We start from the raw sequence: 22,576 nt of genomic DNA, 5'->3' as shown, positions 1-22,576 counted from the left end.
TTAATTTTTTTTGATCATTTTTTCGAAGCTATCAATGTTTACTTAGGAAAATTCAAAAGCAGTTGAGCTTTAATTTCTTTAGCCTGCCGCTTAGGGACTATAGTTAAAAGGCTCTCTAAGAGCTTAGCATGGGTAGAAACAGTTGCTTTTTGCCAGCTAGGATGCTTAAGCAAGATATTGAGGATATCGACTAATCCCTCTTCAATAGCATAATGCAAAGGTGCCTGGCCTTGGCTATCCTGTTGAAGAATATCCAGTTCTGGATAGCGAGTTAATGCTAATACCATACTCATATTTCCTTGTAAGACAGCAAAATGAAGGGGTGTTTGGCAATGATTTTTCTCATGTGTTCGTGCATTGATATGAGCACCATTTTTAAGCAAAAGATGGGCGTTTTCTACTTTGCCACAAAAAACAGCACGATGTAAGGGCGTGCGATCCAATCGGCCTTTGGCATTAATGGTAGAGGGCTTGTGTCGAATAAGTAACTGAACGATCTCAGCATGACCTTTTTCAGACGCCCAATGAAGAGGTAAATAGCCTTCACTATCCTTTAAAGTTAGGTCAGCACCCTTATCAATTAGAAGCTGCAGCGCTTCTCTTTGATTATGATAAGCGGCGTAATGTAAAGGAGCAAAGCCTGCCTGAGAAGGTGTATTAACGAAATCTTTACGACCCCATCTCCATTTTTTGCTAATTTCTTGCTTAAGATACTCGACAGCTCCTAACTGGCTGGCTATAAAAAGATCGGTGACTTTTAGATCCTTTTGTAGCTCTTGCTTTTGGGCTCTTAGTTTCGCTAGCTCTGGCTCCATGGCTTCTTGCAGCTCATAGCCTTGATCTGTCAGTTGTTGCTTGCGCTCAAAAAGTTTTTCAAAGAGATCTTGATACCTTTCAAATTTCTCTTTAAGCTGAGCTTGCATTTGGTCTAAATCGGTTGTTTCTCCTAGAGGAAATTCTTCTTTAAGCTGATAGATATTTTCCTCTAGCCTTTGCTGGTAGGCTTGCTCTAAGGTAGCTTTGGTTTGAGCATTAAGCTGGATTGTTTGGCCTTCTATCACAATTAGCTCTCTTGCATCTAACAGTCCTCGGTAGTTTTCTAAGCAGCTTTCTTTAATGCTTTCTATCCTTGTATCGATTTGCTGTTGAATGACTGAGATTTCTCTTCGATCAAGAGGTGGCATAAGCTCTTTTAAATAAGCATCCATGATGTCTGTTGTCAAAGCAGCATTTTCCTGCATAGTTTCATCAAAAGCTCCTATAATTCCTCTTAAACGATAAACTTCTTTTTCAATTCTGGCCATCTCACTACTGATTTGATTTAAAGAAGCATCACAGTGGATGATTGGACGGGAAGGATCGTAGTCTAGGGAAGAAGAAAACTGCATAATTTTTATTCCTTAAGGGGGAAGGGTTAAATATCTATAGTTTTATTTAAAAAGCAATCTAAGCTTTTAAATGAGGCTTCTTTATTTGGTCAAGGAAATATTTGTTGCAAAAATGTTTTTTGGCTTTAAATATACCTAACTCACCTTACGCACAGATGAGTTGAAAAAATTATTCTAGAGGTATATTTTTTTCTTTGAAAAGAGGAGAAAAAAATGAAACTTGATCTTCTTGATATTTATACAGATTATCTTATCAGCCAAAACCAACAAGCCACAGCCACAGGGCTATCTAATCTTTTAGATGGTCAGGTTAGCCATGATAAAATCACCCGTTTTCTTAACAGCAATCCAGGGGGATCGAAAGAACTATGGCAGTATGTTAAAAAGCAAGTGCGCCATTTAGAACAAGATAAAGGAGGTGTATTGATTATTGACGATACGATAGAGGAAAAGCCCTATACAGATGAAAACGAAATCGTCTGTTGGCACTTTTCTCATACTCAAGGAAGGTGTGTAAAAGGGATTAATCTACTTTCCTGTCTTATTAGCTATGGAGATTACACTTTTCCCATCGGCTTTGAAGTAATCAAAAAAGACATGCATTTTTGTGATGTGAAAACAAAGAAAGAAAAAAAGCAGTCATCCATCACTAAAAACCAACATTTCAGAGCGCTTATCCAACAGGCAGTTGTCAATCAAGTAAAGTTTGAGTATGTGCTAGCGGATAATTGGTTTGGTGCTAAAGATAATATGGAATTTATCCACTATAAACTCAAAAAAATGTTTATATTTGGCATAAAGTCTAATCGATTAATTGCTTTTTCCGAGGAAGGAAGAAAAAAAGGCCAGTATCAGAATTTAAATACGTTTAATTTCAAAGACGGAGATAAAAGGATAGTTTGGCTTAAAGAGCTAGCTTTCCCTGTAGCTTTGATTACAAAGATCTTCAAGAACGAAGACGGCTCTACAGGCATTCTCTACATCGTGACTAACGATCTAAATCATGAGGCTGGCCGAATCTATGAAATCTATCACAAACGATGGCGCATAGAGGAATATCACAAATCAATAAAGCAAAATGCTAGCCTTGAGAAGTCACCCACCAAAATTGCTCGCTCTCAAAAAAATCATATTTTTTCATCCCTTATCGCTTATTGCAAGCTTGAATTTCTTAAAATTAAAACCTTACTTAATCACTTTGCTTTAAAATATAAGTTAATCCTTAAAGCCAATCAGATGGCCTATCAAGAACTGCAAAATTTACAAAGGAGTTCTATGCCTGCGTAAGGTGAGTTCCTAAATAATTATGCAGCCTTTTTTCTTGCCGTTTAGCTCTTTTCAGCTAACGGGCATAGGCTTTTAAGCTAAGCACGCAGGCACAATGCTGTTTTAGCTAGCTTTTTGTAGATTTGGCGCAAAGTGATTTGGCTACTATCAGCCATTTTTGCAATCACTTGAATAGACTTAAAGTAGAGCTTGACATCGGTAGGAAAAGCGATAGCTTTAGGCATTACGGTTGTATCAGCAATGACTTTTTTAAGACTTTTTTACTGCGCCTGTCAAAACAGCTGCTACAATTGTCCCTCGTAAAATCTCGCTGAATCCAGCTTCGCTTAATCTAGATCCCCATCTAATTAAAGAAGTAGGATAGATAGGCAGCGCATGATGCCAAAACTCATACCCACAAAAGTATTGCCAATAAGGATTTTCTACCCATCGATGCACCCCCTTTGCATCCGAAAGCCCATACATATGCTGCAAGATAAAGAGCCGTACAACTAGCTTTAAAGGCTTAGCTGGCTGACCTATCTTTTCTACAAACAGCCTATCAAACTCTTCTTCCAGCTGCTTCCACTCAATCAGCTTAGATAGCTAGATGAGAGGATGGATCTAGATTAAGTTCATCGCTAAAGCGGGGTTTAAAAAGGCGGCCTTGCTTGTTATCTAGCTTGATTGGTTTCAGAGTCAACTTTGCAAGAAATTAAGAGCTTTATAATGTTTTATGCGTAAAGAAATCATAGCAATTGGGGAGAAAAAACTCTCTCAAAATATTGTTTAAGCATAAAAAATCCTTTAAATCATATCGAACTACATTAGCTTAGTAGGCGCCTAGCTTCTTGCAGAGTATATTCAAGGAGATTAAATTCCTTCTTTTTAGAAACTTATCTTAACGAAGCTTAAAAAAACTTTATTCTGCAGGGCTTGCAGCTCGCTGTCGTTAACTTTAGAGTCTAATCCCTTGACAGCTTTAGCTGGTTTTACCTGTCATTCGCGCAAGCTCTTGTTTGCGGGTGGAAGCATCTAATAGATTAACGAAGGTTACTGTCCGATCTCCTACCACCTTTTTAGAAATTTGTAGATGATAATCAGCATGGTGAGCGACCTGTGGAAAATGAGTAATACACAATACCTGCAGATCTTTGCCAATGGCTTTAAGCTTTTCTCCCACGATTGCTGCTGTCTCGCCTCCAATGTTTGAGTCCACTTCATCAAATATCAGCGTAGGTATACGTTGTTTGTCACTTAGAACAGTTTGCAAAGAAAGCACGACCCGCGATAGCTCTCCGCCGCTTGCACAGTCTTTGATAGAAATACGACGTTCTCCAACATTCGGTAGCAGGAAAAATTCTACTTTATCATCTCCATAACGATTCCTCCTAGAAAGATTAATATCTATTTGAAAATCTACTTTAGGCATGTTCAAAGAACATAACTCCTTTTTCAAAGCAGCCGCCAACCTTAATGCAGCTTTTCGACGGCTATCCGATAATTGTGAAGCTCTCTGATTATTTTTCATTTTAACACGTTCAAGATTATCTTTTAGCTCTTCAATTCTATTATCGGCATTTTCTAAAACTTGCAATTTTTTCTTACTTTCCTCCGCAAAGCCTTGTATGTCTTCTATTGTAGGCCCGTATTTCTTCTTTAAACGAGTAATCAATTTTAAGCGTTCATTTATCTCGGAGGTACGCACAGGGTTATATTCTAAGCGCGATTGGTAAAGAGTTAATGCGCTTGCTACTTCTTGCAGCTCTAAAACGGCATTACGGAAAGTTTCCGAAAGTTCTTTTAGGGCAGGATCAAGGCTTGCTAAATAACCTAGAACATGATGTTGGCGATTCAAATGAGGTAATAAAGCAACTTCCTCACCATCCAATATTTGGCAGACATCCTGCACTTTTGTACCCAATTCTTCTGTATGCGTTAAAAGGGTATATTCGTTAAAAAGTTCCTCCTCTTCTCCTACTTTCAAATGAGCTTCTTCTAATTCTTCAAGTACCCGGTGGCAAACTTCCATTTCGCGCAATCTTTGAGCTTCGTTATTTATTAATTGCTCCAATTCATTTTGCAAGGCATTTTCTTCTTCCCAGCTAGTTGAAAAGGCTGCCACTTCCTCTTTAATATTGCCGAAAAGGTCGAGTAATTCCCGATGACGATCTAAAGAAAGTAAATCTTGATTAGCATGTTGTCCAACTAGATGAATCAAATGGGCAGATAGAGCACGTAGCAAGCTTAACTGCGCTAGCTGGTGGTTAATGAAAGCACGACTTTTACCGGTAGCAAAAATCTCGCGACGCACATACAGCTCGGTACCCTCTTCTCTATCAATCCCGCTTAATTCTAGTAAGCTCTCTACTTCCACCAAGCCTTTTATATCAAAAACAGCCTCCACAATGCCCTTTTCAGCGCCTTTACGAATTATCCCTGTTTCTGCTCGCTCTCCCGCAGTTAAGCGAATAGCGTTCATGATCGCAGACTTTCCTGACCCCGTTTCACCCGATAAAACATTAAAACCTTCTGCAAAATCTATTTCTGCAGATTCAATAAGTATGATATTTTTAATACGCAATTGCTTTAGCATAGGTGATATCCTGCGGATAAAAAAGTAAATCTACATACGTCTAAACTGCATATCATTTCTTTTTTAAACGCTCCCCAATTTTTTAATTTTCATTAGACTTAATTAAAATTAGCTCTCAACATCGCCCTTTTTATGCGAGCTTATTTTTTCATCTCGAAAAAAGCTTACTTTCCTCATTTAGAGGAAGAGATACTCATAATAAAAAAAGCAGGGCTTATTCTCTTTATTTAGAGCCGTTTTCTATAAAGAATTATCTAATCTTTAGATTCAAAACCTTTTATATATTCTTTAAAGCTTAGAAGCTGTCCCTTTTTGCCCTTTAATTTTTTGAGCAAAAAAATTTGCAAATAAAAGTTAGAAGATTAATAAATATATTTATTCTTGTGGTAAAGAAAGCTACAGCCCCTCTTTCCTAACTTTTATTTTTTTTAGCCTCTCTATGGCTTACTTAATTTTTCATAATAGCATCTAGCGTTTTAAAGTGTAATTTAGCCACATGCTCTAACACTTCGCTACCGTAAGTTTGTACAAGCTTTTTTCCTATCTGAATTGTTTTCATAGAAGCTCCCTTAGGAAATTCTATCTTATATTTTTCGGATAATTGATCAAGAGCTTCCACAAATGTTTGGCGGGCAAGTATGGAAGCAGCAGCCACGACTAAATCTTCTTCTCCTCGGTACCTTTGGGTGAGGTTAATCTCCATTTTTTTTCGCTGGAGGGCCCTAATTACCACTCGTTCATCTGCAAACTGATCGATAATTACATTTTGGCAACCCGTTCTATTTGCAAGCTGCTCAATAGAGGTAGCGTGCCCCCAAGCTAAGAGATGATTGAGATTTTTAAACTGGATCATTAGTTCATTATATTTAGCCGGGTTTATCTTCACTATGTGGTGCGCATATTCGGTGCGAATCTTATTGCCAATTTTTATAATGGACTGATCGCTTAAAGACTTAGAATCTTTAACCCCTAATGTTTTTAAATGATGGATAGCCTGGCCTTCCGCTTGTACTCCAGCAATACATAAAGGCCCAAAAAAATCTCCCTTACCTGATTCATCAATTCCTATGCGAGCCGTTATATCGATCTCTAGATGCGCATAACTAAACTTAAAATTTCCTAGAATATGGGGTTCTAAATAAAATTCCATAAAGGAAGCCATTTCTTTCCCTTGAACCATCAATTTGCCTGATTGGTAAAGGGTGCAGCTGATCCCTTTCTTTTTGGCAGAAAATAGAGTATAAAGAGGTTTCGTTATCTCGAACCCTTGATTGATGAGATCTTGCATTAGCTTATCAGCTATCTTTATGTCTAAGGTGGTGACAAAGTTAGTGGGTTTACCAGCGGGAGATGAATCGATCATGCATTAACTTGAGTTATTATTAATTTTATAGTATAAGAGGTAGTTTTGATAACTGTCAACACAAGGAGAAGGTTGATCTTGTAGAGATCGTTACCTAACTTATGAAAATCCGAGAAGAATCTATCCAAATGGGAGAAATTTTTAAGCAGCGCCGCAAGGAGCTTAACCTATCTCTCAAAGAAATTGAGAATGCGACCTCTATTCGCATCTCCCATCTTCAAGCTATTGAAGAGGGAGAAATTGATAAACTTAACTCTCCTGTTTATGCTCAAGGATTCATTCGTCAGTATGCAACTTTTCTAGGCATCGATGGGGAAAAAATTGTTCGAGAGAATCCAGCCATCTTTTCACGTCCAGAAGCACAAGAATTTGCTTATGGAATAGGAACGCTTGAAGTCCGTGGCAATCCTGGAGCGGGAGTCAAATGGTTTCCTAATGCCATCTGGATAAGTGCTTTTATTTTGCTCATCATTACGGCTTGGTTTACGGCACGGTACTTCGGAGTCATCTAATCATGTCCTTATTGCTGCCTAAGCCTTCTCATAAGCTGCCTTTAGCAGCAACAAGAGGTTGGCTATGTTTAATTTGCTTAGGTCTATGCATGGGAACAGCAGACATTATTCCTGGCATTTCAGGAGGTACCATAGCTTTCATCATGGGTTTCTACGAAGATTTCCTTTCTAGTTTAAAAACTTTTAATCGCTTAGCATTTAAAACTTTACTAAAAGGTCATTTTCGAGAATTTTTTAAACTTATTGCTTGGAAATTTTTATCAGGGCTGTTGATAGGCATTATCGTAGCTATGCTTTGCTTAGCCCACCTAGTCTCCTACCTTTTAAATCATGAAACCTATCGTTCCTTACTCTATGCCACTTTTTTTGGATTAATTATCGCTGCCACCCTACTATGTATGAGTCAAATCAAGCGTTGGACCCTGTTATCAATCTTCTTATTTACAAGCGCTGCTAGCTTAGCCTTTTGTTTAACTCAATCATCTTCCATGGCATCCTCACCCACTGCTGATAATCTTTATGATATCAAGATTGATAATATCGTTTCTGATAAACCTTTACGCAATTATGATTTTTCTACCCACACATTAAAAGCAGTTCCTGCCTCAATGCTCTCCGCTATGCTAGCTAAAGGGGCGATTCCACCTACAACGCTTGCCTACAATTATAAGCTTGCCACTTGGGGCCCCTTAGAAGCTTTTCTCTTCAACAGTAAGAGTAAAAGCCTAGACCCCTGGATTATCTTCTGCGGGGCCCTTGCTGTGTGTGCGATGCTTCTCCCAGGAATATCAGGAAGCTATCTTTTATCTATTCTAGGCATGTATACCCGCGCGGTAGGAGCTTTAGCAGATTTTTCTAGTAGCTTAAAAAATGGGCATTTTGATTATCCCTCCTTTCTTATTTTAGCCAATTTATTATTAGGTATTTTTTTAGGTGCTCTTTTTTTCTCACGCTTTATTAGCTGGATTTTAGATAAGCACCATGATTTAGCTATCGCTTCCTTAACAGGCTCTATGATTGGCGCCATAAAAGCAGTCTGGCCTTTTTGGAGCTATCGCTATGCTCTTTTACCTCTCCATCTTGAAAAAGGTGCTCAATTAGAGACCCTTGAGCCAATCCTACCTTCATGGATTGCTTATGAAACGTGGCTCGCCGTAGGGCTTGCTGCCTGTGGAGCCCTCTTAGTTTTTAGCCTGCATATTGCAGCCAAACGTCTGCAAGAAAAAGCCTGCTTAGGTAAGCTGAGCTATAAAGCTTGCACAGAGTAGAATAGATAATTTTAAATAGATAAGCAGTTCTAAGTAGATAAATAGCCTTCCCCTTTTTTATTCAGCACTTATGCAAGTATAAGACTGTACTCCAAAAGGAGATTATCTCTTCAGCAACTTAGCCCTCTCTAAAAACTCATTTTTTTAAATATAATAACACGCTTTGAAAAAATTAGGTCTGCATACCTAACCTTTTAAAAATTGCCTCTCTGTTGAATAGGAGCAATTTTACAAAGTATAGGGCCACATAAGAAGTAGTTTGAAAGCGTATAACATGAGACACGGCTTGAAAAGTATAGGATTATCTTTGTATCTATGCAGGCAAATATTTAACTTGGTAGAGGCAAAGACCATGGGCAGGGGCAGTAATACCAGCTAGCCTTCGATCATGATTTGCTAATATAGCAGGTATCTGTGATCCTAGCATTTTGCCCATGCCTATATAGGCAAGGGTGCCTACTATGTTGCGGACCATCTTATACAAGAAGCTTTGGCCTACTACCTTAAATAGCAGTCGATCTGGAAATACTTCCTGGATCTCTATCCCATCCACTTGGCGCACAAAGCTAGCATAATGCACATGCTTTTTAAAGTTACAAAACGCGGAAAAATCTTTTTTTCCTACCAATAATTTTGCAGCTGCTTTCATTTCAGCAAGCTTAGACAAACGAGGACAGTGCCAGGAGTAAAGCCTATTATGAGGCATTTGCACTGCCCCCTTGCAGATAAAATAATGGTATTCTTTCTGAATACAATCTAAAGTAGGATGAAAATTTTGAGACGCTTCTTGGGCCTCTAGGACCGCAATCGAGGGGGGTAAGAGCTGGTTTAAGCTAATCTTAAAGCTTTCGTAATTTAAAAGCTCTCGGGTGGTAAAAAAATTGATGACTTGCCCATGAGCATGGACGCCTGCATCCGTACGGCTAGCAGCTTGTAAAGTGACTGGGTGCTGAAGAATTCTTTCTAGTACTTTTTCTAAAGAAGCTTCAATAGTGGGACCTAAAGAGGTCTTTTGCCATCCTAAATAGCTTGTGCCATCATAAGCAATTTGTAGCTTAATATTTTTCATTAAACCTCTCGGCTTATCGCGGTGCTTCTAAGAAAAAAGAGCTATAAATTCTTGGATTCCTTCTAAGCATCTTTGCACTGCTAACATAACGAGCAGCATTCCAGTCAACCTTTCTGCTGCCATTAATCCATTATATCCTAAAGCGCGCTGCAATTGACGAGCGAATAGCAGAACAAAAGTGGAAATTATCCAGGCTATTAATATTGCAATTAGCATCTTGAGCTGACTAGACTCTAGATGAGCTAGCATAAGGATTGTAGCTAGCAATGAAGGTCCAGCAATTAGAGGAACAGCTAAAGGTATGACAAAGGGTTCACCTCTGGGCCAATTTGCCCGCAAACTATTGGAAGCAGGAAATAAAATTTTAATCGCTGTTAAAAATAAAATGATGGATGAGGCCATTTGAACAGTGGGATTATCCAACTGTAGAATGTGAAGTATAAATTCTCCTAAAAAATTAAACACGAGCATAAATGCGAGAGCAATCAGCATTTCTCTAGCCACTAGCCATCTTACTCTTTTAGATGGCAGCTCATCTACCATCTGTAAAAATGTGGAAATATTGCCGATAGGATCCATGATCAAAAAAAGAATCATTGTCATAGTGAACAAAGGAATTTCTATCATCTTTCACTTCTTATGAATGTTTATAGTGTTCTATAAATAATTTAAGTCCCGTAAGTACCATACCTGCCGACATCATAGCTAAGAGCATACCCATTAGCTGCTCTAAAGCCACCAATCCTCTTTTACCTAAAAGCTTGTGTAAATAAGGAGCTACTGCAATAATAAGGATTACAAAGATCCAAGCTAAAAGAAGCGCTAGGGTAATCTTTATATTATTCCCTTCTTGCCGGGAAAATAGCATGATGATCGCCATCAATCCAGGTCCCGACAATATAGGGGTAGCGATAGGCACAATAAAAGGCTCTTGCTTTTGTTGATTTGCAGATTGAGTGGAAGGCGCTGGGGAAAAGATCATCCGTAATGCAACCAAAAATAGCAAAATGCCTCCTGTTATGCTAACTGCAAAATCATGTACAAAAAGGACACCTAAAAAAATTTCACCCAAATACTGAAAGAATAGAGCAATAAAAAAAGCTATGAGGCCTTCACGCATTAATATTTTTTTTTGATGCTCGAATTCAAAATCCTTAACTAGCGCTAGAATAGTTGGCGAATTTCCAATAGGATTAGTAACTAAAAAAAAAGTTAAAGCTATTTGAAATAAAGACACAGAATGAACCTATCATTTAACAGACGTACTATCATAGTGTTTTAGGAAATTAAATACAACTTGCTCATTTTCGTTCAGCTTTTTAGTTCTTATCTAAGTGAGTTTAAATAATTAGATCCAGAGAGGCCTACGTGCAAGTTAATTACTTTCTTTTTAAACTAAATTTCAATGTTATGTTAGGTTAATCTTTAAATTTCCTTTCTTCAGCTCTACTTTACCCAGAAATTTATAGCCTATTGTTTCCCCGCTTTATAATCTGCTGAAAGACTGCAAGTAAAGCAAAAACCTTCTTATCTCTCCATATTTTTTTAATAAGGCTTAAATCTCCAATACCTGCCTCTCTACTCAAGCGAGATAGTCTTGCTATGCTTACCAATAAAGAATAAATAACGACTAGGAAAAAAAGGTATAAAAAATTGAAAATGTTCATAGAGGCTTGCTTTAAAAGGACACTTTATAGTCTATCGGCTCTATTAGCTCAAGGTCTGCTCCATAACAGCTTCAAAACAAGCAAAATTAGTCGACAAAATGAAAGCTCCTCTTATCCTAGGCTTGACTAGGCTCATCATTTATTAATAGAGAAAAGTTAAATTTTTTAAATTTAATTGCTCATGATCATTTAGCTTCTAGACAATTCGATAAGTTCCATATCCTTTTGAAGCCTATGGCTAGCATACTTAATAGATAGGCTAGAATGCTTAACGGCAGCAAGGGCAACTTCCTTATCATTCTTAAGAGTTGAGCTAGCATATTGAAGAGCCCAGCCAAATTTTTGAACGATGGCAAGTACTAATTCTTTATTATTTTGAAGATCTGGACTAGCATACTTAAGTGCTAATCCATTTTGCATGGCGGCAGCCAAGATAATGTCTCTATTGCTTTTCAGCTCTTCGCTGGCAAACTCAAGTGCTAATCCATTTTTTTGTACAACAGCATGGACTAGCTCTTTATCGTGTTGGAGTTCTTGGCTTGCATACTTAAGCGCCATACCATTCTGCAAAGCAGCTGCCAATACTAGGCACTTATCATTCTGAAAATCTTCATTGAGATACTCTAGCATCAAGCCATTTTGTTGAAGAGTAGCAAGAAGAAAATCTTTATCTTTTTGTAGCTTTTGGCTAGCAAATTTTAGCGCTATGCCCTTATTCTTCGCAGCCACAAATACCACTTCTTTATCGGTCTTAAGCTTTTGACTAGCATACTCAAGAGCCAAGCCATTTTGCTCAACAGCAAGAAGAACTATTTCTTTATCGTTCTTAAGCTCATGGCTAGCATGCTCAAGCGCCCAGCCATCTTGCAAAACTGCCGCCTTTACCACTGCCTTGTCGTTTTGGAGTTTTCTGCTTGCAAACTTTAGCACCCAGCCATTTTTCCGAACAAATGCCTGTATGAGGCTCTTATTACTTTTAAGCTCTTTGCTAGCATATTTAAGCGCCCAGCCATTTTGCTCTACAGCAGCTACCATAATTTCATGATCTTTCTTTAGTTCTTTGCTAGCGCTTGCGAATGCTAAACCATCTTTCTTAACAGCAGCAAGAACGATTTCCTGATCATTTTTTAGCTGCTGGCTAGCATACTTAAGAGCAAGGCCATTGCGTTGGACAGCAGCAAGGACGATTTCCCTATTGTTTCTAAGCTCTTGAGAGGCATATTTAAGGGCTAAGCCATCCTGCCTAACAGCTTCAAAGACCACCTCTTTATCATTTTTAAGCTCTTCGCTAGCAAAATAAAGTTTACGGCCTTTTTTGCGCACCGAGGCAAGGATAAACTTTTTATCATGGAAAGGTCGAGGCGTAAGGTCTTCCATTCCAATGAAAATATTTCCTAAAATAGGGATCAATAAAATAAGGCAACGTCTAAAGCTTTTCTTGTTAAGATGGGCATAATAGCGACTTTTTGATATGTTTTCCTTGTTTTTAAAAGGTAAACAGACACACTTCTGAAAAATATCCCATAAATTAGTTAAAGTACTCATTAAAGGTATATAGTCTGCTGCCTTATCTATGAAAACACCTGTGTTTGGCCATGTAGCTATTTTCATAGTAACCTTAGAGTTTAATCTATCTTAAGACGATAGAATAAATGCATTTTTTAATCTTTAAAAAAAGCTAATTGAGCAAAAAGCATTCTGCTCAATAGAAGGTACAATTGCATGAAAAGTTTTTTCCTCCTGTATGAGAGAAAGAGAAAGCAAGTTCAAAATCACTCTTTCCTTAAATGAGTTTCACTAAACAAGATTTTTTTTCTAGCTCTAGCTAAAAATTTAATAAATTAAGTGAGGAAGATTGATGAATCAGGCCTAGCAAGCATTCGTAAGCCAAAGCAAGGTTGTTCTTTACAGACAAAAAAGTCCTTTATCATGCCATGTAAGCATGATAAAGGACTTGGAAAAAACTTAAAGGCATTAGAGCCAGCTATTTTCTTACTTTGACATATTTTTTGAAAACTTTTGACATTTCTTTACCAAGGGCTTTGACGGTAGATTTTTTCAATTTCTCTTGAAGAGGATTTTGTAAGCAGAGTTGAGTAATCGATTTCTTTTTTAATTTTCCCTTTTTGATATAACCTGAGTGAATGATTTTACTTGCATATTGTGCAATATCTCGACGATTTAAGGAGACTAAGACGCAATTATTTTTACATTTTGCAGCTATCTCTGATTGGCGTCTATTTAACTTAGGAAAATCAGGCTGCCCCGCATTAAAGTAAATATGAAAGGCTAGCATATGGTCAGGAATATCTGTATTTAACTGATCTGGAGTAATTTTATGGATCATTACCCGGCCTAATTGCTTTTTCATCTCCTTTTCAATTTTTCTTACCCTTTCGTGAAGAGCTTTTTCACGAATAATAACGATCGTATACTCTACGCTATTTTTTTCTTCTATTTTAGCCTCTTTAGATGGCTCTGCAGATTCAATAGAGGAGGTTTGGGACTCGGCAGATGAGGAGCCATTGTTAAGATCAATCTTTTTCTTTTTTTTCGCTTGTTTAGTGCTTACAAGCTCTTTTTGTTCAAGAGCAAGCAAATCGCCATTCTCTGAGCCAGAGATTTTAAGACCTAAGTTATTTATAACTAGCTGCTTCTTTTTATTTTTGCGTGGTTTACCCCTAGCTGCAAAAATTGCTGCTTCTACAAAACCTACAGCACTACCTAAGGCTGGCACAAACTGGGCGGCTGCCATTAAATTATGAAACCGAATAGCAGATTTCATTTTTTTCTTTTCGGTTAACTCATTTTTATCTAAGCGTTTAATCTTACTAAGAAGCTGCCTAGATTTAAGGTAATGCAACACTCCCCCCACTAGAGGAATAACCCTTATAAATTCACTACCGACAGCACCGCAAATGCGAGGAATATATATTCTTTCGTAATCTATCCGTTTTTCTAAACATGTAATATTGTTACCTACTGACATAGCTACTCCTTAAAAGTTGGTATAAATAATTTTCTTTACGAAAAAACTCGATTTATATCAAACATTTTTTAAGTAGTAGCTAAATAAAACTATAAAAGAAAATTGACGAGCTGGAAAAAGTTTTATTTTCTTAGATTAAGTTTTATCTTGAATAGGGAAAGGTTTTTTTATGAGTTTCCTTAATTTAACCTGTGCAAGCATCATGTAAATAAAAGATAAACGAATAAAAAAGAAATTAGCAAGAAACGGTGCCTTTCCAGCACCGTTAGCAAGATTAAACAGCTGCAGCTCTCTTAACTGATTCAGTATGAGTGCGCGCTAGCTCATTCATAATCGCAAATAATTGCTGACTAGATTGATGGATTTTTTCTATGCTTCGATCACGGTCATGGCGAGTTTGTTTTAACTTCTCCCCTTCATGATCATGCTCGGTACGAGCAGCCATTTTTTTCTCAGATTCAATGTCCCCAATTTTGCTAATAGCATGTCCAAATCCACTTATTCCGTGCGAAGTTTGGCCTAAATTTGTTAAAGTTTTGCCGAGCATGGAAGTGTCACCTAGCATCTGGCCACCTAAAGGAGCAAAGGAAAGAGCTGCTCCTGTTCCTTGTAGAAAGACTGAAACATAGGTCCAAGCACGCCCGCCTTCAAATGTTTTCACTCTTTTTTTCACATTTACTTCTAGATGCTTAAATAAATCATCGATCTCTTTCTTGTTATAACGATGACCAAGCGATCCTAACAAAATGGAAATTTTGCACATCATTTCCATCATGGCTTTCATATTGCCGCCATTAGCATTTTGTAGCTCTAGTTCATAAGCGACAAGCGTATCCTCAATTTCTTTAATACGTTGAGCTTCGATATCCTCTTTCTTGTTAATTTTAACTGGGGCTAGCTCACTAGTCGGCTCGATTGCCAAGGGGGCAGTTATCGACGCGTTTTTAATGCTAGCTAGTTTATTTTTTCCAAAAAGGTTAAAGGCTTTGTCTTTCCAGCTAACTAAGGTTTCTTTATTAAAAAGTTGCCAAAAACTTTTTTTATTTCTTTTTAAAATTGCTTCCTTTTGCTTGGCTTTTTGCATTTCAGCTATTTTTAGATTAGCTTCTTGTTCCGATTCAATAAAAAGATCTTTAGCAGCGTAAATAGGAAGGGGGAAATCTTTACAAGATGCGACTGAGCTAGAATAACGCTCGGTAGTCTGAATGGCATCGCTAGCTTTAAAATCTAGCGGATACTCTCCACCTAATGGGCCACGGGGCGCACAAGAGGAATAGCTTTCTTTTATTGCATCTTCACGCATAATCAATTCTCCTCAAAAATTATTATTTATTTACCATACTGGGCAGAAAGAAGTCCACTTCCCATTTCCGCATGGCTTATCAAAGAAACTAGCGCTTTTTTAATCTCTTGAACATCCACTTTAAGTTGAAATTGGTATTCATCGCGTTGGGATGTCCTTGCTAACAACTCACCTTGCAGTTTATTTAGTTTATCTTTAGTGTCACCTTTTAACCAAGTATTAAATGCTTGGCCTGCTCCTGCCATGCCATTGAAAACTCCCGTTACAAACATAAGGGGCGCGGCAGCACCACCTGTAGCTATTGTAGCTGCAGTTGCCACTACCATAGCAGCAGAGGCTATTCCCCCTAGGGCTTGCGTGACCGTTAATCCTACGCTGACTTTTTCTAAAACACCAGAGCGTTTACCTATCAGAGCAAGTTCAGCTTGAATTTGCATACGCTCGGCGTGCAGCGCTTTTAAGTCTTGCTGCCTGTGAAGAATTTGCTGATTGATTAGCGTAGCCTGCTCTTGGCGTAACTCCCCTTGCTTAACTAATATGGCTAGCATAGCTTTTAAAGGATCCATAACGGTGATATCTACATATTTAAAATCTTCATCGATCTCTTTAGAAGAAGGACGTGCCAGCGGCTTAGCTGGTGAAGAATACTCTCGCTCCATTATTTTTTCAGCAGGCTTACTGCTTTTTGAGCTTCCGCTAAAAAAGCTCCATTTTTCTTTAATCCAATCACTTAGCTGGTATAAAAAGCCTTTCTTTTGTTTTCCTAAAGCTTCTATTTTAATCGTTTCAGGTTGCTTATGAATAGCAGATGATCTATTTTTAAATTCCTCAAGTGCACAAGCTTGGGTAGTCGATTCAAGTGAAATCTTCATTTTTTGTTGGGCTTCTAAGGCAGGCACAAAAGCCTTTTTTTGCTGAGCTCCTAGATAACCCATTAAAGTATTTCGCAAATTCTCCATCCAGGAGAGGGCTTTTTTATTTTTTTTCCCTTGAAGTTGCTCGTTTTGCCCAGCTTGAGTAGTAGCTTCAATAGGTTTTAAAGAAGTAATCGAACTTGCATACAGAGAAGGCTGGACATCAGCATGTGCAGAACCTTGCTTTTTCCAATAGCTGTTGCCATGCGTTTCGGCATTTGTATTTAATTCCCAACTCCTTTCTGAACTTGAGTTAAGTTTATCTAACAGCATATGATCCTCCTCAATTAACGGCCTAAGATAGCACGAGCTTTGCTCATTTTATCATCATGGATAGGTTTTAAAATAGCGCGAGCCATTTGATAAGACTCATAACGCTCATTAATTAGTCGATTGACAGTCTGCATTTGCATATCATTTTTAGTATTATAATCGTCAATGGTCATACGAATATTATCAATTAACCTATCGCGTTGATCTTTCGTATAGATCATTTTACCGTTTTTAATAGAGCCTTCCTGAATATCAATCCCTAATTTTTCTTTAGCGTCTTTCAAATGCTGAGTTAAATCATGCGAGGTATCAAAAGATAATTCACTGCGATCAGTGGTATGGCTGTTAATCAGCTTTAACACCTTATGCATCTGCACTACTTCTTCCTGACGTTTTTTCAATTCTTGGAATTCATCATTGCTTTTTTGCTGGAGTTGATTAAGCCGCTCGGTGAGTAGAAGAAACACGAGCTGTTCTAGTTCCATTTCTGTCGTCTCTTTGGAATCTTCGCTTTTAACTGCATTTAAAGCCTTCGTCCTCGATACTTCACTATTAAAACTTGTCATCAGTTTTCTCCTTGAAAAATATGCCAAAACAAAAACCTGCCCTAAATTAACCGGTTTGATGTTTGGTATTACATTTTAATTAAAAACAAAAACGTCATAAATTCCGATTGTATCATCCAACGTCCAATTAAAGCAATTTTTTTTAACTTATTCAGTGATTCTTTTTACTGCAGCTTTTAGAACTACCCCTTCTATCATTAGAAAATGGCAAACAAAACAATAAAAAGCTTAAAGTGTCTATAAAGGAAAAAAATTTTTAATATCTAAAGTTAACCTTAGCTTGCCAATCTCTTAGAATAGTTTATTATATCCCCTCTATTTTGAGCTTATCAGCTAGCGAATAGATTTTATAATGCAAATATTTAAAGACTTCGCTACACTTTTGGCAACCCTAAAATAATATACCGCGCCTTTTAGATTATAAGCGGCCAAATTGCCAGGCTGAATAGATGATCAATGCCGGTTAACAAACAGGAATACTGAATGACAAGACCTTTATGGGGTTCGCGCTTAGGCTTTATCTTTGCCGTGGCAGGATCAGCGGTTGGACTCGCTAACATTTGGCGCTTTCCTTACATTGTAGGCCAATATGGAGGCTCTGCTTTTATTATCGTTTACTTATTGTGCTTATTTCTGATTGGATTTCCCGTCTTTATGGCAGAGATGTTAATCGGTCGAACAGCGCAAACAAGTCCTAGCGGAGCTTTCCGCCTTTTAGGAGGCAAATTAGCATGGTCTTGGGCAGGAAAGCTAACCATTCTTACAGGATTTATTGTTAGTTCTTTTTATAGTGCAATCGCTGGATGGGTGCTGGGATACCTAGTTGAGGCAGTCCAAGGAAATCTTTCGAATTTTACCTCGGCTACTCAAGTGGCTGATCATCATCGTAGCCTTATGAATAACCCACTATGGGGGCTAAGCTTTCATTTTTGTTTTCTTCTTATCTGTATTGGAATTTTATATCTTGGAGTGCGTAACGGCATTGAACGAGGCAACAAGATTATGATGCCTTTACTATTTTTAGTTCTACTCTATTTAGTAGGCACAGGTTTAAAGATGCCAAATGCTCAGCTAGGGCTAGAATTTTTACTTAAACCCGATTGGAGTCTTCTCACTCCCACTGCAATCTTAGCCGCGCTAGGTCAGTCATTTTTTACCCTTAGCATAGGACAAGGCACTATAGTAACCTACGGTAGTTATTTAAAGCCTGATGAAAATTTAGTAAAAAGCAGCTATCCTGTAGTGATTATGGATACACTCGTCTCTTTGCTTTCTGCAGTAGCTGTCTTCACGATTGTTTTTTCCGTAGATTTAAAACCTGATCAAGGCTCGGGGCTTATTTTCCATACCCTCCCGTGGGTATTCAGCCATCTTCCTGGTGGGCATTTCCTAGCAAGCATGTTCTTTTTACTCGTAGTTTTAGCAGCAACGACTTCAGAAATATCTGCAATGGAGCCTACAATCGCATATTTAATGGACGAATGGGGGTGGAAACGTCGTCAAGCCGTATTAATTTGTGGCTTGGGTGCTTTCCTTGTAGGTATTCCGAGTGCTCTTTCAAGCAGCATCCTGGCTGATGTACGCTGGCAGGGAATGACTTTTCTTGCTCTTACTGATTTTGTTGCTAACGCTATCCTTATTCCGGTAGGAGGCTTTTTAGCCATCATCCTCGTAGGATGGGTATGGGGCACTACTCATAGCTTAAATAGTTTAAAACTAGGCTCTTCTCATTTTTTTGACAATCATCCTTGGCTATTGCATTATTTTAGGTTTTGCTTTAAAATAATGTCTCCTATCTTAATAATATTTGTTTTCCTAAACGCCTTAGGGTTCTTTTCCTAAAGATTAATTATGGAATCAAAAAATTACATTGAATCTACTCTAGGTCAAGAAGATGTTACTTTTGAAGTCCCCTTACGCCCTCAATCCTTGGCTGATTTTATCGGCCAAGATCAGTTACGTGAACGACTAACAGTTCTTATAGAAGCTGCCAAGCAACGTAAAGAAGCATTAGGGCATTGCCTCTTTTCTGGCCCCCCAGGTTTAGGAAAAACAACACTTGCTAATATTCTTGCTAAGGTCATGGGCACTAATATAGTGATAACCTCAGGCCCAGTCATTGAGAAGCCTGGCGATCTTGCTGGCTTGCTCACTAACCTCAAAGATGGCGACATTCTCTTTATCGATGAAATTCATCGCCTCAACCGTACCATCGAAGAATATCTTTATCCTGCTATGGAGGATTTTGTGCTCGATCTTATGATCGACAGTGGCCCCAATGCGCGTAGCGTTCAAGTTAAATTAAGCAAATTCACCTTAGCAGGTGCAACGACCCGTTCAGGACTGCTTTCTAGCCCTCTAAGATCTCGTTTTGCGCTTAATTGTCGCTTGGAACTTTATCCTCCCGAGATTCTGGTGCAAATCATCATGCGTACAGGGCGCATTTTAAATTTAAATATCGCCCCTGAAGCGGCTTTAGAAATTGCCCGCCGTGCACGCGGGACTCCACGAATTGCCAATAATCTTTTGCGCTGGGTGCGTGATTATGCCCAGATCCGTGCAGGTAATAAAATTAACCCAGAAGTTGTTTCAAAAGCTTTAGAAATGCTTTCCATCGATCATAAAGGTTTAGATGAAATGGATATTAAGATTTTAGAAACGATGATTCACCATTATAAGGGTGGCCCGGTGGGACTCAATACTATTGCTGTTGCTATTGGAGAAGAAGCCCATACGATTGAAGAAGTGTACGAGCCCTACCTTATCATGCAAGGTTTTATTAAAAGAACTCCGCGCGGTCGTGAAGTCACACCTCTTGCCTATCAGCATTTAAAATTAACGATCAATAATTAGGAGAACGACTATGATCAAAAAAATGTTCATCGCTTTCTTGAGTCTCATTCTACTGTCCAATGCAGCGTATGCAGGCATAGCAGATTCTTTATCTACCTTTTTTAACAAACCCTTGCCGGCAGCCAATGATACTTTAAAAATTTTAATTATGCATAATAAACCAGGGGCTATGTTGGAGGTCAAAGGTAAATACAAAATTTATGATCCTCATGCCAATAAGCATATAAGCACACGCTTTATCGGTAAAAAAAAATATATTCAACCTTTAAGCGAAGGCTTAAAATGGCAGGAAGAGTTTCCAGGCCTTTACCAGCTCATGATTCTGCCTGATGATAAAGCTACTACTATAATAGTCGACGGCATTGAATATAAAGGACGTATTTACATCTATGACATCGGAGGTACAATTAGTATTGTTAATGAAATTCCTTTTGATGAATATGTCAAAACAGTCCTAGCAGCAAGGCTGCAAGCACCGCTGCCAGGAGAAGCTTTAGCTGCAGTGGCCATTGCGGCACGCACAAATGCCTATTATCTAAAGCAAAAAGCTCCTAGTCATTACTGGGACGTTGAAGCCAGACAAATAGGCTATCAGGGATATGCCCTTTCTCCCCCTTCTAAGCTTATCGAGCAAGCGGTTAAAGCCACTCACCATATGGTGATGACTTTTTCTTCAAATCCGTTGATGGCTAAGTGGGATAGTATAGAAGCAATAGATGGAGCAGATGCACAAGTTATCCATTCTAAAATTTCTTTAGATCAAGCTGCCATGCTTGCCCATCAAGGTGAACATGCCGCTCAAATTCTTAGGAAAGCTTTCCCTGGTGCACAAGTAGATTTAATCGCGAATTAATTAACATAGTAAAGCTAATTCAATAACCTTGCCTATAGAAGCTAGACAGAGATAGAGATAGAAAGCCAAACTAAAAAAAGTAAAGATAAAGAAAGCCTGCGCTTAAGAGGCACTTTAAGGCTGAGTTAAATGAGATGGATCTTTCTCAACAGATTTTCATTCCTAACACCACCTTTAAATTTTCTGGCCCCCTATAATGGTTTCTTGCTCGATTCCCTGTCACCTTTAAGAACTTTATATCTCTAACCTTTTATGAAAGATTGGCATTCACTAAATAATTATCTATATGATTTACCTGAAGAGTTGATCGCTCAATACCCGTGCGAGCCTCGTGATACTACACGACTACTTGTAGTCGACCGCTCTTCAGGAAATATGTATGAAATGGTTTTTCATGAATTGGCTGACTTTTTAGGCAAAGGAGATAGCCTAGTATTCAATAATACCAAAGTTCTTCCCTCTCGCCTTATCGGTTCACGTTCTACGGGAGGTAAAGCAGAGATATTTTTGATCAAAAGGCTTCCAACAGGCGATTGGGAAGCTTTAGTAAAACCGGGTAAAAAACTAGGCAAGGGAAGCTATGTGACCTTTAAAGAAGGTTTTTCCTGCAAAATTATAGACGTTTTAGCCGATGGCAAGCGTGTGGTCAATTTCGATTATGAAGGAGATATTACACAAGCTTTAGAAAAATTTGGTCATATCCCTCTCCCTCCTTATATGCGTCGCGCAGCTATTCCTGAACTAGATAAGGAGCGCTATCAAACTGTCTATGCGCAACATCCTGGCTCTGTAGCTACACCTACCGCAGGCTTGCACTTTACGGATAAGTTGCTACAAAAACTCGAAAAAAAAAGCGTTCAGGTAGATAAGCTTACATTGCATATTGGTTTAGGGACTTTTCTGCCCGTTAAGGTAGAGGATATACGTGAACATCAAATGCATGATGAATCCTTTGAAATTAGTCAAGAGACAGCCGAGCGCCTTAATAAAAGACCTATCAACAAGCGACAAATCTGCGTAGGTACCACTTCTTGCCGTGCTCTAGAGGCAGCATCCTCCCCTTCTGGCATGATAAGGGGAGGGAAATATAACACCAACATCTTTATTCATCCGGGCTATCAATTTAAATATGTACAACATCTCTTAACCAACTTTCATCAGCCAGGTTCAAGTCTACTTATGCTAGTCAGTGCTTTTGCTTCACCGGAGTTAATCAAAGAAGCTTATAATAAGGCTATTAAAGAGCGTTACCGTTTTCTTTCATATGGCGATGCCATGTTAATTTTATAATAATACGCTTTTAATCTACTCTTTATGCAGTCACGTACTTTATAAAATCCCTTTTGTTAAACAGAGAGACATCTTTCAGAGGGGGGTATACGGGCGAAGTTTTTCTAAAGCGTATTAAGAGAATGTAAGGCAGCTTTTAACTTTGCCTATTTCGCTATAGCCTATATCGGTAAATATTTATACGCTTTTAAATTACTCCTTACACAATTAGGCATACGATACAGCACATAAACTTTTCATTCTTTTTTCTTGCAGACATACTTTTCTCCAAGAAGCTATTGCCATCTTTTCTAGTTCTTTATAACCCCGATAAATACGATTAGACCAAAAATGGCTACGCAAGTAATGCCATAAGTTTTCAACAGGATTAAGTTCAGGACTATAAGGAGGTAGAAAGAGCAGGTGA

Annotated in this window: 20 protein-coding genes and 1 pseudogene; 7 read left to right on the top strand and 14 right to left on the bottom strand. The window is 38.3% G+C overall.

Features of this window, described 5'->3' with window-relative positions; all coding sequences use genetic code 11:
• Positions 1–38: 38 nt before the first annotated feature.
• Positions 39–1,388 (bottom strand): ankyrin repeat domain-containing protein, encoded by a 1,350-nt coding sequence (locus tag NEOC84_RS08875; RefSeq protein ID WP_166158287.1) that lies wholly within the window; start codon positions 1,386–1,388, stop codon positions 39–41.
• A 213-nt stretch (positions 1,389–1,601) separates the two neighbouring features.
• Between NEOC84_RS08875 and NEOC84_RS08870 the strand changes: the two genes are divergently transcribed.
• On the top strand, positions 1,602–2,675 hold the full coding sequence (locus NEOC84_RS08870; RefSeq protein WP_166158284.1) for a transposase: 1,074 nt from the start codon (positions 1,602–1,604) through the stop codon (positions 2,673–2,675).
• Positions 2,676–2,752: 77 nt separating this feature from the next.
• Here NEOC84_RS08870 and NEOC84_RS08865 read toward each other — a convergent pair whose 3' ends face one another.
• The 4 genes from NEOC84_RS08865 to rnhC form a co-directional block, all read right to left on the bottom strand.
• Positions 2,753–2,899 carry a hypothetical protein gene (locus NEOC84_RS08865; RefSeq protein ID WP_166158281.1) on the bottom strand — a complete coding sequence of 49 codons (147 nt, stop codon included), beginning with the start codon at positions 2,897–2,899 and terminating at the stop codon, positions 2,753–2,755.
• Between the two features lie 25 nt (positions 2,900–2,924).
• Positions 2,925–3,197: a transposase gene (locus tag NEOC84_RS08860; RefSeq protein WP_347566667.1), complete on the bottom strand. Its 273-nt coding sequence runs from the start codon at positions 3,195–3,197 to the stop codon at positions 2,925–2,927.
• A gap of 439 nt (positions 3,198–3,636) precedes the next feature.
• Positions 3,637–5,250, bottom strand: coding sequence for a DNA repair protein RecN (gene recN, locus NEOC84_RS08855; protein ID WP_166158278.1), 1,614 nt, complete (start codon positions 5,248–5,250; stop codon positions 3,637–3,639).
• A gap of 448 nt (positions 5,251–5,698) precedes the next feature.
• Positions 5,699–6,613: a ribonuclease HIII gene (gene rnhC / locus NEOC84_RS08850; protein WP_166158275.1), complete on the bottom strand. Its 915-nt coding sequence runs from the start codon at positions 6,611–6,613 to the stop codon at positions 5,699–5,701.
• 101 nt (positions 6,614–6,714) lie between these two features.
• On the opposite strand from rnhC, the gene NEOC84_RS08845 reads away from it, so the two are divergent.
• Together NEOC84_RS08845 and NEOC84_RS08840 are read left to right on the top strand one after the other, a co-directional pair.
• Entirely contained in the window at positions 6,715–7,125 is a 411-nt protein-coding gene (locus tag NEOC84_RS08845; protein WP_207391848.1) for a helix-turn-helix domain-containing protein, read from the top strand.
• A 2-nt stretch (positions 7,126–7,127) separates the two neighbouring features.
• The gene (locus NEOC84_RS08840; protein ID WP_166158272.1) at positions 7,128–8,393 is read left to right on the top strand and encodes a DUF368 domain-containing protein; all 1,266 of its coding nucleotides are present in this window, start codon (positions 7,128–7,130) and stop codon (positions 8,391–8,393) included.
• 313 nt (positions 8,394–8,706) lie between these two features.
• On the opposite strand, the gene truA is transcribed toward NEOC84_RS08840, so the two are convergent.
• From truA to NEOC84_RS08800, 8 genes are all read right to left on the bottom strand, one after another.
• The gene (truA, locus tag NEOC84_RS08835; RefSeq protein WP_166158270.1) at positions 8,707–9,462 is read right to left on the bottom strand and encodes a tRNA pseudouridine(38-40) synthase TruA; all 756 of its coding nucleotides are present in this window, start codon (positions 9,460–9,462) and stop codon (positions 8,707–8,709) included.
• A 27-nt stretch (positions 9,463–9,489) separates the two neighbouring features.
• Positions 9,490–10,089 (bottom strand): MarC family protein, encoded by a 600-nt coding sequence (locus NEOC84_RS08830; RefSeq protein ID WP_166158267.1) that lies wholly within the window; start codon positions 10,087–10,089, stop codon positions 9,490–9,492.
• A 10-nt stretch (positions 10,090–10,099) separates the two neighbouring features.
• Complete coding sequence (locus tag NEOC84_RS08825) at positions 10,100–10,699, bottom strand: MarC family protein (protein ID WP_166158265.1); 600 nt, start codon at positions 10,697–10,699, stop codon at positions 10,100–10,102.
• Between the two features lie 619 nt (positions 10,700–11,318).
• A complete protein-coding gene (locus NEOC84_RS08820; protein ID WP_166158262.1) occupies positions 11,319–12,740 on the bottom strand; it encodes a DUF4116 domain-containing protein in 1,422 nt (473 codons plus the stop codon).
• Positions 12,741–13,113: 373 nt separating this feature from the next.
• Positions 13,114–14,118, bottom strand: coding sequence for a hypothetical protein (locus NEOC84_RS08815; protein ID WP_166158259.1), 1,005 nt, complete (start codon positions 14,116–14,118; stop codon positions 13,114–13,116).
• 274 nt (positions 14,119–14,392) lie between these two features.
• Positions 14,393–15,421 carry a hypothetical protein gene (locus tag NEOC84_RS08810; RefSeq protein WP_166158256.1) on the bottom strand — a complete coding sequence of 343 codons (1,029 nt, stop codon included), beginning with the start codon at positions 15,419–15,421 and terminating at the stop codon, positions 14,393–14,395.
• 26 nt (positions 15,422–15,447) lie between these two features.
• Positions 15,448–16,608, bottom strand: a complete 1,161-nt coding sequence (locus tag NEOC84_RS08805; protein WP_166158253.1) for a hypothetical protein — start codon at positions 16,606–16,608, stop codon at positions 15,448–15,450.
• Positions 16,609–16,622: 14 nt separating this feature from the next.
• A complete protein-coding gene (locus tag NEOC84_RS08800) occupies positions 16,623–17,174 on the bottom strand; it encodes a hypothetical protein (protein ID WP_166158250.1) in 552 nt (183 codons plus the stop codon).
• Positions 17,175–17,657: 483 nt separating this feature from the next.
• On the opposite strand from NEOC84_RS08800, the gene NEOC84_RS08795 reads away from it, so the two are divergent.
• From NEOC84_RS08795 to queA, 4 genes are all read left to right on the top strand, one after another.
• Positions 17,658–19,016, top strand: a complete 1,359-nt coding sequence (locus NEOC84_RS08795) for a sodium-dependent transporter (protein WP_166158247.1) — start codon at positions 17,658–17,660, stop codon at positions 19,014–19,016.
• 9 nt (positions 19,017–19,025) lie between these two features.
• Positions 19,026–20,027 carry a Holliday junction branch migration DNA helicase RuvB gene (gene ruvB, locus NEOC84_RS08790; RefSeq protein WP_166158244.1) on the top strand — a complete coding sequence of 334 codons (1,002 nt, stop codon included), beginning with the start codon at positions 19,026–19,028 and terminating at the stop codon, positions 20,025–20,027.
• A 10-nt stretch (positions 20,028–20,037) separates the two neighbouring features.
• Positions 20,038–20,880: a SpoIID/LytB domain-containing protein gene (locus NEOC84_RS08785; RefSeq protein WP_166158241.1), complete on the top strand. Its 843-nt coding sequence runs from the start codon at positions 20,038–20,040 to the stop codon at positions 20,878–20,880.
• A 252-nt stretch (positions 20,881–21,132) separates the two neighbouring features.
• Positions 21,133–22,170, top strand: coding sequence for a tRNA preQ1(34) S-adenosylmethionine ribosyltransferase-isomerase QueA (queA, locus tag NEOC84_RS08780; protein WP_166158238.1), 1,038 nt, complete (start codon positions 21,133–21,135; stop codon positions 22,168–22,170).
• Positions 22,171–22,479: 309 nt separating this feature from the next.
• Here queA and NEOC84_RS09980 read toward each other — a convergent pair.
• Positions 22,480–22,576 (bottom strand): annotated as a pseudogene (locus NEOC84_RS09980) (transposase); the annotation flags it as partial.

This window comes from Neochlamydia sp. AcF84 (genome assembly GCF_011087585.1).
Lineage (GTDB): Bacteria > Chlamydiota > Chlamydiia > Chlamydiales > Parachlamydiaceae > Neochlamydia.
Note: the sequence above shows the minus strand (reverse complement) of the source record. Positions and strands in the feature narration are given on the sequence as shown.